The sequence below is a fragment of the Leifsonia sp. Soil_N53 genome (assembly GCF_057655165.1).
The window spans coordinates 51,693-65,319 of the sequence record NZ_JBDGMM010000058.1 but is presented as its reverse complement, the minus strand read 5'-3'; the positions used below and the strand labels follow the sequence as shown (position 1 = coordinate 65,319).

Here is a 13,627-nt window from a genome sequence, read left to right as displayed (position 1 = left end):
AGGCCCACTGACGAGCGCCTGGATCCGGCATAGCCGCCAGCGAAGCGCCCTCCTATACTTTCGCCCGAACGGCAGTCACCGCTCGTTAAGGAGACCCGAAATGACCGATGCAACATCCACTCCCGCCGACCAGTCCGGCGCGGATGACGAGTCCGTCAGCGTGGCGGCGGCGGGCGTCAGCGACGGCGCATACACGCTGATCGCCGCCGATTTCTCGGACACCGATATCGCGATGGAGGCGTACGAAGCGCTCAAGGAGATCGAGGACGGCGCGACGGTCAAGATCGACGGGGTCGTCGTCGTCAGACGGGACGCGGGCGGCAAGCTCGAAGTGCAGAAGGCAACCGACCACAGCACCCGCGAGGGCCTCACCTGGGGCGCTGTCGGCGGCGCCGTCCTGGGTGTCCTGTTCCCGCCTTCGATCATCGGCAGCGCCCTCGTGGTCGGCGCGGGCGGCGGCATCATCGGCAAGCTGCGTGAGCGCCACCACAAGAAGGAGCTGGCCAAGGAGCTCGAGGACGCGATCGCACCCGGCCACTCCGGCATCATCGCGCTGGTCTCCAACCCCGGCGAGGTCAAGATCCGCAAGGCGCTCGAGAAGGCCGACCGGATCGTCGAGAAGGCCCTCGACGATGCCGCCGCGGCCGACATCAAGGCGGCGGGCAAGGATGCAGACAGCGCGGCCGACTCCGGTGCTGCGGCCGAGGCACCCCCTGCCACCGAGAGCGACGCCGACAAGAAGTAGGCGGCGGCGCGGAGGGCACTCGCGACTCAAGGAACGGCACGGCTCCCGCCGTGCCGTTCCTTGCGTGCTGCGCGGCGGGAGCCGATAGGTCTCCTGTGAAACAGTGTGGACGCACGAGGTCGTCGGTATCCATGTCCGCTTAGCTTCGTCGGTGACCCTGCGAGGAAAGAGTCCACGACAACGCTTGCGACGGCTCAGCCGGCGGCTCCGTGGGCGATTGCGGCCTGCGCGGCGGATTTGTGAAGTGTGAACTCGTCCTCGTGCGAATGGGGTGCGATGTCGAATACCACGTTGCGGACGGTGCCGGTGAAGGCGTAGGGCGCCCGGTCCTCGTAGTCGAGGTCGACGACGCCACCGTTGTCCCGGGAGATGTCCATACCGGCGTAGGTGGTGAAGATGAGCGAAATGGTGTGCGGGATATCCCCTTCGCCGATCTGCTTGTCATCGGCCCACAGAGTGACATGGCCGCTTGTGCCGGGCGTCGTCTCGTCGGCATCGAACATCATCTTGAGGGTGACATCGCCGGTGGGGATCTGCATGGTCGAGGTCTGCCGGTACGTGTCGATGCCAAGGTACTGGTAGGTGTGGTTCAGCAGTCCGTTCTCGTCGACCCACAGCGCGAATCCTCCGATGAAGTCTGCGAAGGCTACGAGTACGCCCTCCGCGCCGTCATCCGGCACGTGCACTTCCGCCTCGATGGCATACGAACGACCGATGATGCGGGGGATCTGGGTCGTCTGGATGTTCTGGACATCGCCGGAGAACGTGAACCGGGTCCGTGTCGGCATCGGTGGCAGGATTCCGAAGAACACCGCGAACCCGCCAAGGAGAGGAAGGACCCGGTTGCGTTCGGCTTCGGCCCAGAAGAGTTCCACCAACTCCGCAACCTTGTCGGGCTGTTCGACGGCGAGGTTGTGAGCCTGGGAAAAGTCGTCGGGAAGGTAGTACAGCTCCCAGGGCTCCTGGTCGGGGTCCCAGCCGCTGCCGGGCCCGAACCGCGAAAGCGTGGCCGGTGTGAAATCCCAGGGCAGCTTGTCGAGCTTGGCGCAGGCCCACCAGCCATCTTTGTAGATCGCACGGCTCCCGTACATCTCGAAGTACTGCACCGTGTGCTGGTCCGGCGCCTCGGGTGCGTCGAAGGTGTAGGCGAAGCTGGTGCCGTCCATCGCCTCTTGCTCGATGCCGTCCACCATGGTCGGCTCCGGAAGCCCGATGACCTCCAGCACTGTGGGGACGATGTCGATGCAGTGGGTGAACTGCGTCCGCAGCCCACCGCCGCCCGCGATCCGCCGCGGCCACGAGATGACCATGGGGTTACGCGTCCCGCCGAGGTGGCTGGCCATCTGTTTGCCCCACTGGAACGGCGCATTGTTCGCGTGGGCCCAAGCCGCTGCGAAGTGTGGGGCGGTGTGAAAGCCGCCGAGCTCCTCGAGACCGCCGTATTTGTCGATCATCGTGAACTGCTCCTCAGCGTCCAGCACCACCCCGTTGAAGAACGTGGTCTCGTTGAAGGAGCCGGTCACGGTGCCCTCCATCGAGGCGCCGTTGTCGCCCCAGACATAGACGACCAGCGTGTCGTCGGACTCACCCATCTCCTCGATCGCGTCCAGCATCCGGCCGACGTTCCAGTCCGCGTTCTCCGAGTACCCCGCGAACACCTCCATCTGACGGGCGTACAGCTTTCGCTCCATGTCATTCAGGCTGTCCCACGCCGGGTACGCTGCCGGACGCTCGGAGAGCTCGGTGTCGGCCGGGACGATGCCGAGCTTCTTCTGTCGTTCGAGGGTCTTCTGGCGGTACACGTCCCAGCCCTCGTCGAACTGTCCCTTGTACTTGTCCGCCCACTGCTTGGCCACATGGTGCGGCGCGTGCGTCGCGCCCGTCGAGTAGTAGACGAACCACGGCTTCTCTGCGTCCTGGGCCCGGACCGCGTGCAGCCACTCGACCGCTTTGTCGGTGATGTCATCCGGGAAGTAGTAGAGCTTTCCGTTGGCACCCTCCGGAACGCCGAGGGTCGAGTTGTCCTGGGTGATGATCGGGTCGTACTGACCCGCGGCCCCGGTCAGGAAGCCCCACCAGTGGTCGAATCCCCATCCCGTAGGCCAGTGGTCGAACGAGCCCGCCGCGCCCATGTCGCGCCCCGGGGTCACGTGCCACTTGCCGAACCCGCCGGTAATGTACCCGTTCTCTTTCAGGATCCGAGGCAGTGCAGCACACGACCGTGGACGGATCCCCGTGTAGCCGGGGAACGGCCCAGGGAACTCCGCGACGCCGCCCATCCCCACCCTGTGGTGGTTACGACCGGTCAACAACGCGGCGCGCGTCGGGGAGCAGACCGCCGTCACGTGGAACCGGTTGAAGGTGATTCCTTGCTGCTGCACACGGGTGAGGTTCGGGGTCCGGATGCCACCGCCGAAGGTATCAGGCCCACCGAAGCCCGCATCGTCGATGAGGACCACGAGAACGTTGGGGGCGCCGTCGGGCGCTTTCGTGGCCGCCACGATGCTCCAATCCCCCACGGACCCGTCGATGATCCGGCCGCCGACACCGCTGAAGCTCCGGTCGGGAATCGGCAGGACGCTGCGGTCGGGGTTGAACTTGCCCATCGCCTCCGCCAGCTTCACCTTCAGCTCATCGATACCGCGCTCGTCGCTCTCCACAACAGACTTGAGGGGTGAACCCGGAAGGGCGCGCTCGACATCGAGGCGGGACTCGGCGGGAAACACTCCGATGATCACGGCCGTCCCTGCCTTCAGGGCGGCACCGACCTGCTCCTGGACGGCCGCGGTGAGCTTGTGGCCCGCGAAGTGCCCGACCACCGCACCGGCAGCCGTGCCCACTGCCACGGCGGCAAGCATCGGCGGGGCGAACAGCCCCACCAGCACACCCGCTCCCCCGCCCCAACCGGCACCACGACGCCCGAGGTGATTGCCCGTGTCCATGAGCCGAGGCTTCCCGTCGGCGTCCTGCCCGACAAGAATCATGCCCTGACTCGTCAGTTCCTTGACACCGACCTTGTCGGCAAGCGCCCGGAACTCAGCCACGGCGACGTCGACATCGGGGTATCCGGCCACAATGAGCATCTGCGTATTGGACATATTCCGACCCCTCGAATACACGGCCGCCGATCCGCAACCCTCCGTCTATTGCACCGGTCGACGGCCATACCGGGGCAGGGCCGAAGGTCCCACACTTCAGAGGCGCTCACCACGCTGGGTTACGGAGGCGTAGCGCGAGGAGGTCCGCCCAACGAGTGCGCGTGGCGATCGGGGTTCATGGTCGTCGCACCCTCTTTCGCGTGCCGTGGTCAGATCCGTCGCCGGCGCGGCGTCACGGCCGCTCCGACGACGGCCGCTTTCGCGACCGGCGCAGGGCCGGGGGTGACCGCCTTCGTGACGACAGCGGCTTTGACGACGGGGGCCCCGACGACCCCGACCCGTCCTACTCGGCCTGCTCTCAACATCTCAAGCTCCTTCTTCTTCGAGTTCTGCTTCTGCTTCAAGCGCGGCGGCAATCGCCTGTGAGTGGATGCGTCCGTCGGCGATCAGCTGACCTCCCGCTCGTCGCGCGGCGACCGCGAACGGCGCCGCCCACAGGTTCTCGTAGACGATCACGCCGGCGACGGTTCCTGGATCCATCGCCGCCGCCAGGTTCGCGACATCCTCCTCCGCGAGGAACTCCGCCAGATCGGCTTCCAGTGCCGCCAGCGGACCCAGATCATCGAGGTCGGACAGTTCCAGCGCATCGACATCGCCGTCGGCGTCCTTCACGAGGACGATGGCATCGATGAGCCGGATGGTCCCGGCATCGACGAGCTTCACGAGTTCGTCGGCCATCTCGCCCGTGAATTTCGATTGGCCGGCAGGAAACTGGATGATCACATAATCGATCGGTCCCACCTGTTCAAGGTCGTCATCCGCCATGGTGCGCTCCTTCGCTGATGGTGCTCGCGCACAGTCGCGCGGCAACCCGCTGCGGTGACGGTATCGCCGTTCCACTGCACGGTGCCACCCACCTCTTCTGCGCGTTGCCTCCCTCGCGCTGCCGAGCGAATTCCCTATCGACCCTTCGCGTCTCGACGACGATCTGCAGTCGATCGGTCTCTCGCCGGAGTGATCCCAGGTCGCGGGAGATGCCGTGCTCGGCGTAGAACGCGGTCACCGACCCGCGCGGAGCCACCTGGTTCAGAAGCGACTGGATCGGATCGCTCGCCGTCTCAGAAGCCAGCACTGAGCGGCTCGACCGCTTCACTACCAGCGAGCTCGAGAAACGGCCCTGGCGCCGCTAAGGCGTGCCGAGCGGTCTTCTCCGGGATGATGGGCTTGGCCGGGCCGTCCGACCTCGTATGTACGAATCCCGTCCGCGAGATCGGGCACATCGTGTGGTGTATCAAGACATCTCTGACGATTCTGCATCAGGACATTGCCGTGCCCAACTACTACCTCGTACGCCGTGAGGGGTGGACGCCCGGGCCCGTACCGGCGCCCACCCCTGTCGCTCTCGGGAATGCAGTCCGTCGTCCGCCCCATACGGTCCGACCTGTTCGTCCGAGAGCTCTTCGTGCTGTTCTCAGGCGGTCACGGATCGGTGACCGCGTTCGGCGGCCGACTCGACCTGGATCTTGCGCGGCTTGGCGCGTTCGGCGATCGGGATGACCACCGACAGCACGCCGTTGTCATAGCTGGCGCTGATGCCTTCGGCGTTCACGTCGTCTCCGATCGAGAACTGGCGCATGTATGAACCGAACGGCCGCTCCTGGGCGAGCCAGCGGGAGTTCTCCCGGTTCGCGGCAGAGCGTTGCGCGCGAATGGTCAGCAGGTGCCCATCGACATCCACATCCACCGAGCCCGGGTCGATCCCCGGCAGATCGGCGTTCAGGACGTACTGATCGCCTTCACGGAACAAGTCCACGGGCATGATCCGGGGCTGCCTGCTGGTGTCGAAGACGCTTTGGGCGATCCGATCCAGCTGGCTGAAAGGATCAAATGACATCGACATGGTGAAATTCTTCCTTTCCACTTCACTGTGTGCTTCGGTTCTCACGCTGGGGTGCTCACTCCCCTGGTCGGTGGCGAACGGATGGGCGAATCCGTCCGATGGAGTGCGCCCCGAGCATCCGGGAGCCCGGTCTCGTCAGCGTCCTCGACGCCACGGGAACGGGCCGGGAGCGATGCGTCGATGGCAGCCGGGATATCATCCGAGCCGCCCACGATCGCCCAGAATTCGCCGTCCACCCATTCCGGGTCGGCACAGATGATGTCCGCGAAGATCTCCGCGGTCGAATCGACCATGCCTGGCAACGCCGGTCACCTCCCCACTCCACTGCAACAGCACGGGCGAATGTACCTCGTCCCGGCGTCAGCATCATCTGCAGTTGTCGGTATAGATTTTCTACATCTCACGTTGACTTAATGCAAGTCATGCGAGGAAGATTCCTACATGAGTGATCTGTCGAGCAGCCAGCCCGTCTACAGCATGGCCGTGGCCGCAGAGCTGCTTGGACTTGCGCCGACTACCTTGCGGCTCTACGAACGCAAGGGACTGCTGACGCCGGCGCGCACCGACGGCGGAACCCGCCGGTACAGCGCGGACGACATCGAGCGGATGCGCCGCGTCGCCGACCTCCAGAACGAGGGCGTCAACCTTACCGGGATCAGGATGCTCCTCACCCTCGAAGGCGAGAACTCGGCACTCCGCGAACACATCGCCAACACCACACCGATGCCAGCGGACGAAGGCTTCGGCCCAGACGACGCATAAGGCCAAGAGCGGCATGCCGCGAATCGCCCCCACAGCTGACCTGGACGGCGGATGGCCGCACCGGTCAGGCCGGACCGCCCGACAAACCACCGTCGCCGCATGCGGTCAACCACTCGGCCCGTCCTGAGGACGCTCTGCCCCTCACCGAGGGCCGACGAACTCGAACGCCTCGCCCGCCACGTCCGTCCACTCGAGGTCAGACGATGGGTCCACGGACAACCACTCGCGCATCGGCCGTCCACGGCGTCCGTCGTAGTGATCTCCGAGGCCCTCGCCCACGAGCTCCCGTACCCGGTCGGCGGGGAGCTTCACGATGAGCCGATCGTTCGAGAGGAAGGCGAAGATCTTCCCGTTTCGGCGCAGACTGGCAGAGCCGAACCCGCCGCCGCTGTGCGGAACGGTCACCTCGGGAACAGCGATATACAACGCGACGAGGTCGGCAAACCGTTCGTGTGGATCCATGCGCCGATGGTCGCGCGCACCACTGACAGTGCCCAGCCGTCGACACGGCCACAGCGCCGCGCCAATCAGGCGAGTTTCTTCACCATAGCGTTATCCCCCTCACCGCGCTTCGAAACCTTGACACGGACTGTACCCGCCGTCTGGAATCGCTCAACACGTCGGTCGAAGAGTGCGCGAAACCCTCCGATCAAGCCCCGCCGACTCGAGAAGTGCTCGATCCGTGGGCGCGAGGTCACGTGCGAATAGGCGGACGCGCAGTACCCATATGGTTGACTCAGCCGGCTTGACAGATCTATGGTTTGCTCAAACAGAACCAACCGAATTTCTTGATTTGTTGGCGGCGCCCGGACCCTGCGCTGTTCGCTTTCCCCGTCTCTGTACGTCGCGTCCTCAAAGAGATGGGGAGATCATGCCTAAGAACGTCAGGATTTTCGCGCGCGACGACCGGGAATTCCTTCTCGACCTCATCGATACGCGCTGGTATCTTTTCGAAGTCATCGAAGACGGCGACGAGCTGATCGGCTCGATCACCGAACGCGGCGACTCCTTCCTAGTCGAGTGCTTCTGGAGACCTCGCCCAGATGCGACGGCGGCGGCTGAAAGCATCGACGACAGCGTCCTTCAGCTCCTGGAAATGGCCGACGCACAGGCGACCCTCCTCGCCGACGCGCAGCCGGAGCGGGACATCACCCCGTTCCTGAAGGGCACCGGCTGAGGCGCGCCACATACACCTGGGACTAGCGTCACCAGCGAGCGCCCGGACCGCCCGTCACCGGGGGTGGATGCATCGTCTCGAATGAACGCGCCCGACGAGGGCGCGGGCTGATTCCGGGCGCGAGGGTCACCGCCATGTGAACGTCGTGCCTCGTCGGTCACGGGCACACCTCCCCTCGCCCAGCATCCAGATGAGACTCTCGATGAGGGCGATGCCGACGATCGAGACTCCGGCGACGACGGCCGACCCCGCCGGCGACAGTTCGACAAGCACGAGAAAGCGTCGGAGCGTCGGGAGAGTGAACACGACTGCCAGACCCGTGACCATCGCGGCGAATACCGCGAGTTTCCAGACGTCGAACGGCCGCGAGACGATCGCGAGCACCCAGAGTGCGACGATCGCGAGGATCGCAGTCGACCCGGTCCGGAGGGCCTCCTCACCTGGCACGCCCAGAACCGTGGCAGACAGCGCGTAGACGAAGATCAGGAGGCCGATGATGCAGCCGGAGGGGAGGGCGAACCGTAGCGAGCGCCGCAGGAAGCCGGGCTCATACCGGCGGAGGTTCGGGAGGAGGGCAAGAAAGAACGCTGGTAGCCCGATAGTCAGGCCGTCGACGACCGACAGTTGTCGCGGAAGGAACGGAAAGACCAGCACGAACGCACCGCACATGAAAGCGAGCACCGCCGCGTAGACCGTCTTGGTGAGGTAGAGCCTGGAGACCCGCTCAATGTTCGCAATGACGCGCCTGCCCTCTGCCATGACCGCAGCGAGTTCGGCGAACCGTTCGTCGAGGAGCACCATCCGGGCGATCGCCTTCGTCGCGTCGCTGCCGGACGACATTGCGATGCCGATGTCGGCCCGTTTGAGGGCGGGGATGTCGTTCGCGCCGTCGCCGATCACCGCCACGGTGCGCCCAACTGACTGCAGCGCTGCGACGATGTCGCGTTTGCGGTCAGGGTCGACGCGCCCGATCACGATCTGTTCGCCGACGACCGCCACCAGGCGGCGAGGGTCGTCGGGAAGGTCGCGGGCATCGAAGCCGTCGTGGCCGCCCAGCCCGACTTCGTTCGCGATAGCAGCCGCCGTGCGGGGATCGTCGCCCGAGAGAACGAGGACGGCGATACCCTCGCGGTCGAGGAGCGCCAGCGTCTGAGCGGCGTCCGTCCGTACGTGCTCACGGAAGGTCAGCACTGCGACGGGCCTCAGCCCTGCGGGCAGACTGGCGTCGGCGCACTGCGGCGCATCGCTGTGCGCGAGGACCAGGGTTCGGCGGCCGCACGCGGTCAGCGCGGTGATCGTCTCCTCGAGGCGGCAATCGGGGAACACGACGTCCGCCGCGCCGAGAACCCAACTGCCTTTGGCCGCTTCGTCGGCGAAGGACACTCCGCACCATTTCCTGGTGGATGAGAACGGCACCCGTGCTGTCGGCGCTGCGCCGGCGGGCGCCGGATACCGCTGGGCAAGGCCGCGCGCTGTAGCGTTCGCGTCAACCGCGGCCCCGAACCATCCGAGGACCTCCCGCCACCCGCGAGGGAGGGCCGCAAAGGGGAGCAGCACGAGCTCGTCGTCGAAGCGGACGTCGCCCTCGGTCAGGGTTCCGGTCTTGTCGAAGCAGATCACGTCGACGCGTGCCAGGACCTCGACGGCCGCGAGCTCCTGTACGAGCACCCTGCGGCGCGCGAGCCGGATCGCGCCGGCGGCGAATGCGATGCTGGTCATGAGAACCAGGCCGAGGGGGATCAATGCCACCACCGCGGCGATCGTATAGACCGCGGCTTCCCGCCATTCTTCACCACGGAACACGGCCGACCACCCGCCGAGAGCGAACACTTGAGCATTGAAGACCAGCAGCGCGAGCGGCCCGATCGCCCAGGCCACCCAGCGCAGCACGGTTCGGATTCCCGAATGGAGCTCGCTTGAAACCAGGGAGAATCGGCGTGCTTGCGCGGCCAGGCCGTTCGCGAAGGTGTCCGCTCCGACCCGCTCAACGCGTCCCGTGCCCTCGCCGCCGACGATTACGGACCCGCCGAGCAGAAAGTCGCCCACCCCTTTATCTACAGGGTCGGACTCCCCAGTCAGCAACGATTCGTCGGCCTGAAGCCCGTCCGAACTCACGACTCGCGCATCTGCGGCCACGCGGTCTCCGACGCGTACGACGAGGAGCTCGTCGACGACGACGTCTTCTGAGTTCACCACGACCTCGTGTCCGTCCCGGACGGCGCTCGCCGATGTTGCGGAGGGCAGCGCAAGTCGGTCGAGTGTCGTTTTCGCCCGAAGCTCCTGCCAGGTGCCGATGACCAGGTTCGCAATCGCTGAGAAGCCGAACAGGGCATCCTGCCAGTCGCCGATCACGAGCAGGACAGTGAGGCAGCCTCCGATAATCGCATTGAACAAGGTCAGCACGTTCGCCCGGAGGATGCCCGCCAGGCTGCGGCTCGTCCGCGGCCGGTAGTGGTTGCTACCGCCGGCCGCCCTGCGGTCCGCGACCTCCGCGCTGGAGAGCCCGGTCAGGACGGCGCACCTTCAGGCCGGGACGCCGCTGGGTCCCGGACCGTCATCTCGACCATGTTGTCGTCCGTGTCGCGGAACAGAGCGAACGTCTCGACGCCAGGCACGGTCGACGGCTGAGCCGCTGGTTTGCATCTGGCGCCGGCGTCGCTACCACACGCGACGATTCGTGCTGCATACATCCCCGGACCGCTTAAGCGGGCGCGATGCCAAAGATCCCGAGGATCGTCCCGATCTGGGAAGCGAACATCGTCGACACGAGCAACAGCGATCCCACCGCAATCGCGAAGAAGAGAACAGCCAAGAGGACCGTCACGCCCGCCATTTCCAGGAACGCACCGGAGCGAAGCGGCCGGTGCGTGCTCATCGGCCGTCCTCGCTGTGTGCGCCAAGCTGCTTGTCGGCTTCCGTCAAGGTCGGCAACGACCGGGCGGCAGGGATCGACTTATGCTTCTCGATCCCACCCACGACGCCGGCAAGGGTGGTCTCCGTGGCCGCATTCGTGTTCATGGTGCAAGGATGCCGTCTCGGTCTCGTCGACAAGAGGGGCGAAAGTCCCGCCGTCGGCAGTGCGCTCCAGGCCTAAGGTGCTGCGGCTCCTGGACCTGCTGGGCCGGCCCCTTCCCGACGCAGCCGTGCTGGTGTCCGCGGACCGCAGAGGACGGCATTGACCCCTTTGTCCCACGAACCACGGCCGGACCGACTTCAGGCCGCTGCCGTCGCGCTCTTGTCGCTCATTTGCTCGAAGGCGGATTCGAGCGCATCGTTCTCGGCATCCTTCTCGTCCGTGACACCCGTAGTAACGACCTTCTTCTCGGCGTTCGTGAGAAGGGCTCCGATGTCCAGCCCCTTCGGGTCCACGGCGATGATCAGGAGACCCGCCTGCCCCGACGACAGCGTCGCCCCCATCTGCTCGATGGTTTCCTTGGGGATGTTCCGGTAAAAGTGCCCGATGATCCCCCCAGCACCGGCGAGCGCGCCGGCAGTGGCGACCGCGCTCCCGCCCGCGATGCCCGCAGCCAGGGTGGTGATTCCGAGCGGCGGGACGAGAACGACCAGCGACGCGCCCACAATGGCGCCTCCCCACGCAAGATGCTTGGCGGTCGAGTCGTGGCGGTCCACGACGAGTTTGCCGTCCTCGTCTTTGGCGATCACGGCGATCGCGAGATGATCGAGCTCGCCCTGGTGCTTGGCACCCCGAATGACCTCATAGTCCTCAACCGCTCTGTCCCGCGCGGCGTAGGTTGCGACCGCGACCGTCGTCGATTTCGTTGACATGAGTTACTCCTCTCATAGGCCTAACGCCGAAACGCTAACGCTCAAGGCGTATCGCCATGGGGGTCGAAGGTCCCGCCGTCGGCGTCGGTGCTGCACTGATGGGTCGGGACGCAGTACTCTGACGACGACCGGCGCACTCAGCGTCGGCTCAGGGGACATCATGATCACGCCCGAATCCCAAGCCCAGCCGCATGTGCCACTATGGGCGCCGTATTATCGTGCGCCGTTCGGTGAGGCCTTCGTGCGCTACTGGAAGAAGTACGCGCGCTTCGATGGGCGAGCCAGCCGAAGCGAGTACTGGTGGTGGGCGCTCATCGACGCACTGATCATCCTCGCGCTCTATGCGATCGTCCTGACGGGTGCGTTCGTGGGGTCCTCGCAAGACTCCGAGGGAAGTCTCATCCCGGGACCGGGCATCGCGGTCGGCATCATCCTCCTCGCAGCGTGGTGGCTTGGAACGGTCATCCCAGGTCTCGCACTCGCCGCGCGCCGCCTGCACGATGTCGATCTGAGCGGGCTGCTCCTGCTTCTGCTGCTCATCCCGAGCCTGGGCGGCTTCGCGATCTTCGTGATGACACTCCTGCCACCCAACCCACGCGGAGCCCGATTCGATCGCCCAGACGGCGAAGTCCCCGGCTACAGGGTGCCGATCCCGGGAGCCGGGCTCGCGCCACACGACTACGGCTGGCCTCAACCACCGCTCCCGTATGCCGGCCCTGCAGGTGGCCAGCCTCTCTATGCGGTGCCGCGACCGCCGGAGAAGCCGAGCAGCGAACCGCTCGCGCCGCCGTCGCAGCCGCCCGTGGAACCGGCGGACCCTCCCTCGCCTCCACCGAGTCCGCCTCCGGCTTCCTGATCCGCGTCGTCCGGTTCCCAGCACAGGCGTTCGTGGCGTAACCGAACCGGAGGACCTTCGACCCGACCTGCATTGGGCGGGGCGGGTAGCGTCTCTTGAGCACAGCCAGAGCTCGCGCTCGCGGGCCGCAGAAGGAGCTGAGTCGGATGCAGGCGAAAACAGGTGACTTCCTGGTCATAGCTTCGAACCACCTCGAGGAGTCGCCACGAGTGGGGATCATCGAGGAAGTGCACGGCGACGATGGTGCGCCACCGTACGTCGTCAAATGGGAGGAGGACGGGCGGACGACCATCGTCTTCCCCGGGTCTGACGCGCACATCGAGCAGCGCGGACGTGGCACGGTCGATGCGCGCTAGGGGATGATGCCGTGTTCGCGGACCGTTCCGAATCTGGTCGGCCCTCGCCGAGCGGGTGAGCGCACTCGCGACGAGGAGCACGATAGGAAGCTCGTGTTCGATTTCGGCCTGGGGCTAAGGGGCGACTATCAGTCTCCGAGATGGACGACGAGTTCGTTGTGCACCTGCGTCACGTTCGGAGACGACCATGCTGTCGTCTCGGCCTCGTGCTTCTCGATCCACGAACGCACGGTGCCGCTCAGGGTGAGTTCCGTGCCGTCGACCTTGACGACGATGTTGCGCGCATCGAGCGCCGCGTTGCGGATGATCGCCTCCCGCACCCGGTGCTCGACATCCTGGGCGTCGGGACGCCCGGAGAGCTGGATGCGGTTGTCGATGGCATGGACGCCGTCGATCCTCCGGACTGCCTTGGCAGCAGCCGTGCGCTGGTAATTCCAGTCGACCAAGCCGCTGAGGATCACCGAGTGCCCCTGCACCTCGAGATGTATGCGGTCCTCCGGGATCCCGGAGGACCAGCGCAGCACGTCGTTGACCGCCTTGGCCAACTCCAGCCCGGACGGCTCGGAGAGAATCGGCCGCAGATGAAGCTCGTCGTTGACCGCGAGCACCCCGACCACGCGCTGCGCCGCCATCACGGCGGCGGCCCGCTGACTCAACGAGCCGACCTCGCCGCTCAGGGTGACGACGCCTCCATCGACTGCGACGCCGATGTGCGCGGGATCATCGAGGCCGGGCTGCCAGCCCAACTCGGATTGGACGTCGTGACGGACCTTGAGGTCCTCTGCAGAGTGCGTGACCGTCTTCGTGTTCATACGTCAAGATTGGGGACGAGTGCAGACTGTCACGAGGGGCGAAAGTCCCGCTTTGGGCTTCGAGGGTCTGCGCGGCGGTCCCCCCGACAGGAATCGGGTGCGAGCCGCGTCGACGATTCCGGTCGGGTCGCCTGG

The 13,627-nt window shown here is 65.9% G+C and carries 15 protein-coding genes; 5 read left to right on the top strand and 10 right to left on the bottom strand.

Features of this window, described 5'->3' with window-relative positions; genetic code table 11:
• The first annotated feature begins 100 nt into the window (after window positions 1–100).
• A complete protein-coding gene (locus tag AC3A3H_RS09090; RefSeq protein ID WP_487614236.1) occupies window positions 101–745 on the top strand; it encodes a DUF1269 domain-containing protein in 645 nt (214 codons plus the stop codon).
• A gap of 194 nt (window positions 746–939) precedes the next feature.
• On the opposite strand, the gene AC3A3H_RS09085 is transcribed toward AC3A3H_RS09090, so the two are convergent.
• The 4 genes from AC3A3H_RS09085 to AC3A3H_RS09070 form a co-directional block, all read right to left on the bottom strand.
• Complete coding sequence (locus tag AC3A3H_RS09085; RefSeq protein ID WP_487614235.1) at window positions 940–3,843, bottom strand: arylsulfatase; 2,904 nt, start codon at window positions 3,841–3,843, stop codon at window positions 940–942.
• 209 nt (window positions 3,844–4,052) lie between these two features.
• The gene (locus AC3A3H_RS09080) at window positions 4,053–4,208 is read right to left on the bottom strand and encodes a hypothetical protein (RefSeq protein ID WP_487614234.1); all 156 of its coding nucleotides are present in this window, start codon (window positions 4,206–4,208) and stop codon (window positions 4,053–4,055) included.
• Between the two features lies 1 nt (window position 4,209).
• Entirely contained in the window at window positions 4,210–4,668 is a 459-nt protein-coding gene (locus AC3A3H_RS09075) for a DUF6325 family protein (protein WP_487614233.1), read from the bottom strand.
• A 646-nt stretch (window positions 4,669–5,314) separates the two neighbouring features.
• A complete protein-coding gene (locus AC3A3H_RS09070) occupies window positions 5,315–5,743 on the bottom strand; it encodes an Hsp20/alpha crystallin family protein (RefSeq protein ID WP_487614285.1) in 429 nt (142 codons plus the stop codon).
• Between the two features lie 441 nt (window positions 5,744–6,184).
• Here AC3A3H_RS09070 and AC3A3H_RS09065 point away from each other — a divergent pair, with 441 nt between their 5' ends.
• A complete protein-coding gene (locus AC3A3H_RS09065; protein ID WP_487614232.1) occupies window positions 6,185–6,505 on the top strand; it encodes a MerR family transcriptional regulator in 321 nt (106 codons plus the stop codon).
• 141 nt (window positions 6,506–6,646) lie between these two features.
• Here AC3A3H_RS09065 and AC3A3H_RS09060 read toward each other — a convergent pair whose 3' ends face one another.
• Window positions 6,647–6,967, bottom strand: a complete 321-nt coding sequence (locus AC3A3H_RS09060) for a hypothetical protein (protein ID WP_487614231.1) — start codon at window positions 6,965–6,967, stop codon at window positions 6,647–6,649.
• Window positions 6,968–7,376: 409 nt separating this feature from the next.
• Here AC3A3H_RS09060 and AC3A3H_RS09055 point away from each other — a divergent pair, with 409 nt between their 5' ends.
• Entirely contained in the window at window positions 7,377–7,682 is a 306-nt protein-coding gene (locus tag AC3A3H_RS09055) for a hypothetical protein (protein WP_487614230.1), read from the top strand.
• Between the two features lie 126 nt (window positions 7,683–7,808).
• Here the strand turns inward: AC3A3H_RS09055 and AC3A3H_RS09050 are convergent, their stop codons facing one another.
• The 4 genes from AC3A3H_RS09050 to AC3A3H_RS09035 all read right to left on the bottom strand — a co-directional run bounded on the left by AC3A3H_RS09050 (window position 7,809) and on the right by AC3A3H_RS09035 (window position 11,468).
• The gene (locus tag AC3A3H_RS09050) at window positions 7,809–10,085 is read right to left on the bottom strand and encodes an HAD-IC family P-type ATPase (RefSeq protein ID WP_487614229.1); all 2,277 of its coding nucleotides are present in this window, start codon (window positions 10,083–10,085) and stop codon (window positions 7,809–7,811) included.
• A gap of 298 nt (window positions 10,086–10,383) precedes the next feature.
• Window positions 10,384–10,557 (bottom strand): hypothetical protein, encoded by a 174-nt coding sequence (locus AC3A3H_RS09045; RefSeq protein WP_487614228.1) that lies wholly within the window; start codon window positions 10,555–10,557, stop codon window positions 10,384–10,386.
• Window positions 10,554–10,700 (bottom strand): hypothetical protein, encoded by a 147-nt coding sequence (locus AC3A3H_RS09040; RefSeq protein ID WP_487614227.1) that lies wholly within the window; start codon window positions 10,698–10,700, stop codon window positions 10,554–10,556. Before AC3A3H_RS09040 ends, AC3A3H_RS09045 begins: the two co-directional genes overlap by 4 nt.
• A 195-nt stretch (window positions 10,701–10,895) precedes the next feature.
• Window positions 10,896–11,468, bottom strand: coding sequence for a hypothetical protein (locus tag AC3A3H_RS09035; RefSeq protein ID WP_487614226.1), 573 nt, complete (start codon window positions 11,466–11,468; stop codon window positions 10,896–10,898).
• A 160-nt stretch (window positions 11,469–11,628) separates the two neighbouring features.
• Between AC3A3H_RS09035 and AC3A3H_RS09030 the strand changes: the two genes are divergently transcribed.
• Both AC3A3H_RS09030 and AC3A3H_RS09025 read left to right on the top strand, forming a co-directional pair.
• Entirely contained in the window at window positions 11,629–12,324 is a 696-nt protein-coding gene (locus AC3A3H_RS09030) for a DUF805 domain-containing protein (RefSeq protein ID WP_487614225.1), read from the top strand.
• Window positions 12,325–12,470: 146 nt separating this feature from the next.
• On the top strand, window positions 12,471–12,680 hold the full coding sequence (locus tag AC3A3H_RS09025) for a DUF1918 domain-containing protein (protein ID WP_487614224.1): 210 nt from the start codon (window positions 12,471–12,473) through the stop codon (window positions 12,678–12,680).
• Between the two features lie 128 nt (window positions 12,681–12,808).
• Here the strand turns inward: AC3A3H_RS09025 and AC3A3H_RS09020 are convergent, their stop codons facing one another.
• Window positions 12,809–13,492 (bottom strand): BON domain-containing protein, encoded by a 684-nt coding sequence (locus AC3A3H_RS09020; protein WP_434318624.1) that lies wholly within the window; start codon window positions 13,490–13,492, stop codon window positions 12,809–12,811.
• Window positions 13,493–13,627: the final 135 nt, after the last annotated feature.

Bases quoted from the DNA above. Each gene is read 5' to 3' on its own strand.
- AC3A3H_RS09090 (WP_487614236.1), top strand. From the start codon at position 101: ATGACCGATGCAACATCCACTCCCGCCGACCAGTCCGGCGCGGATGAC.
- AC3A3H_RS09085 (WP_487614235.1), bottom strand. From the start codon at position 3,843: ATGTCCAATACGCAGATGCTCATTGTGGCCGGATACCCCGATGTCGAC.
- AC3A3H_RS09080 (WP_487614234.1), bottom strand. From the start codon at position 4,208: ATGTTGAGAGCAGGCCGAGTAGGACGGGTCGGGGTCGTCGGGGCCCCC.
- AC3A3H_RS09075 (WP_487614233.1), bottom strand. From the start codon at position 4,668: ATGGCGGATGACGACCTTGAACAGGTGGGACCGATCGATTATGTGATC.
- AC3A3H_RS09070 (WP_487614285.1), bottom strand. From the start codon at position 5,743: ATGTCGATGTCATTTGATCCTTTCAGCCAGCTGGATCGGATCGCCCAA.
- AC3A3H_RS09065 (WP_487614232.1), top strand. From the start codon at position 6,185: ATGAGTGATCTGTCGAGCAGCCAGCCCGTCTACAGCATGGCCGTGGCC.
- AC3A3H_RS09060 (WP_487614231.1), bottom strand. From the start codon at position 6,967: ATGGATCCACACGAACGGTTTGCCGACCTCGTCGCGTTGTATATCGCT.
- AC3A3H_RS09055 (WP_487614230.1), top strand. From the start codon at position 7,377: ATGCCTAAGAACGTCAGGATTTTCGCGCGCGACGACCGGGAATTCCTT.
- AC3A3H_RS09045 (WP_487614228.1), bottom strand. From the start codon at position 10,557: ATGAGCACGCACCGGCCGCTTCGCTCCGGTGCGTTCCTGGAAATGGCG.
- AC3A3H_RS09040 (WP_487614227.1), bottom strand. From the start codon at position 10,700: ATGAACACGAATGCGGCCACGGAGACCACCCTTGCCGGCGTCGTGGGT.
- AC3A3H_RS09035 (WP_487614226.1), bottom strand. From the start codon at position 11,468: ATGTCAACGAAATCGACGACGGTCGCGGTCGCAACCTACGCCGCGCGG.
- AC3A3H_RS09030 (WP_487614225.1), top strand. From the start codon at position 11,629: ATGATCACGCCCGAATCCCAAGCCCAGCCGCATGTGCCACTATGGGCG.
- AC3A3H_RS09025 (WP_487614224.1), top strand. From the start codon at position 12,471: ATGCAGGCGAAAACAGGTGACTTCCTGGTCATAGCTTCGAACCACCTC.
- AC3A3H_RS09020 (WP_434318624.1), bottom strand. From the start codon at position 13,492: ATGAACACGAAGACGGTCACGCACTCTGCAGAGGACCTCAAGGTCCGT.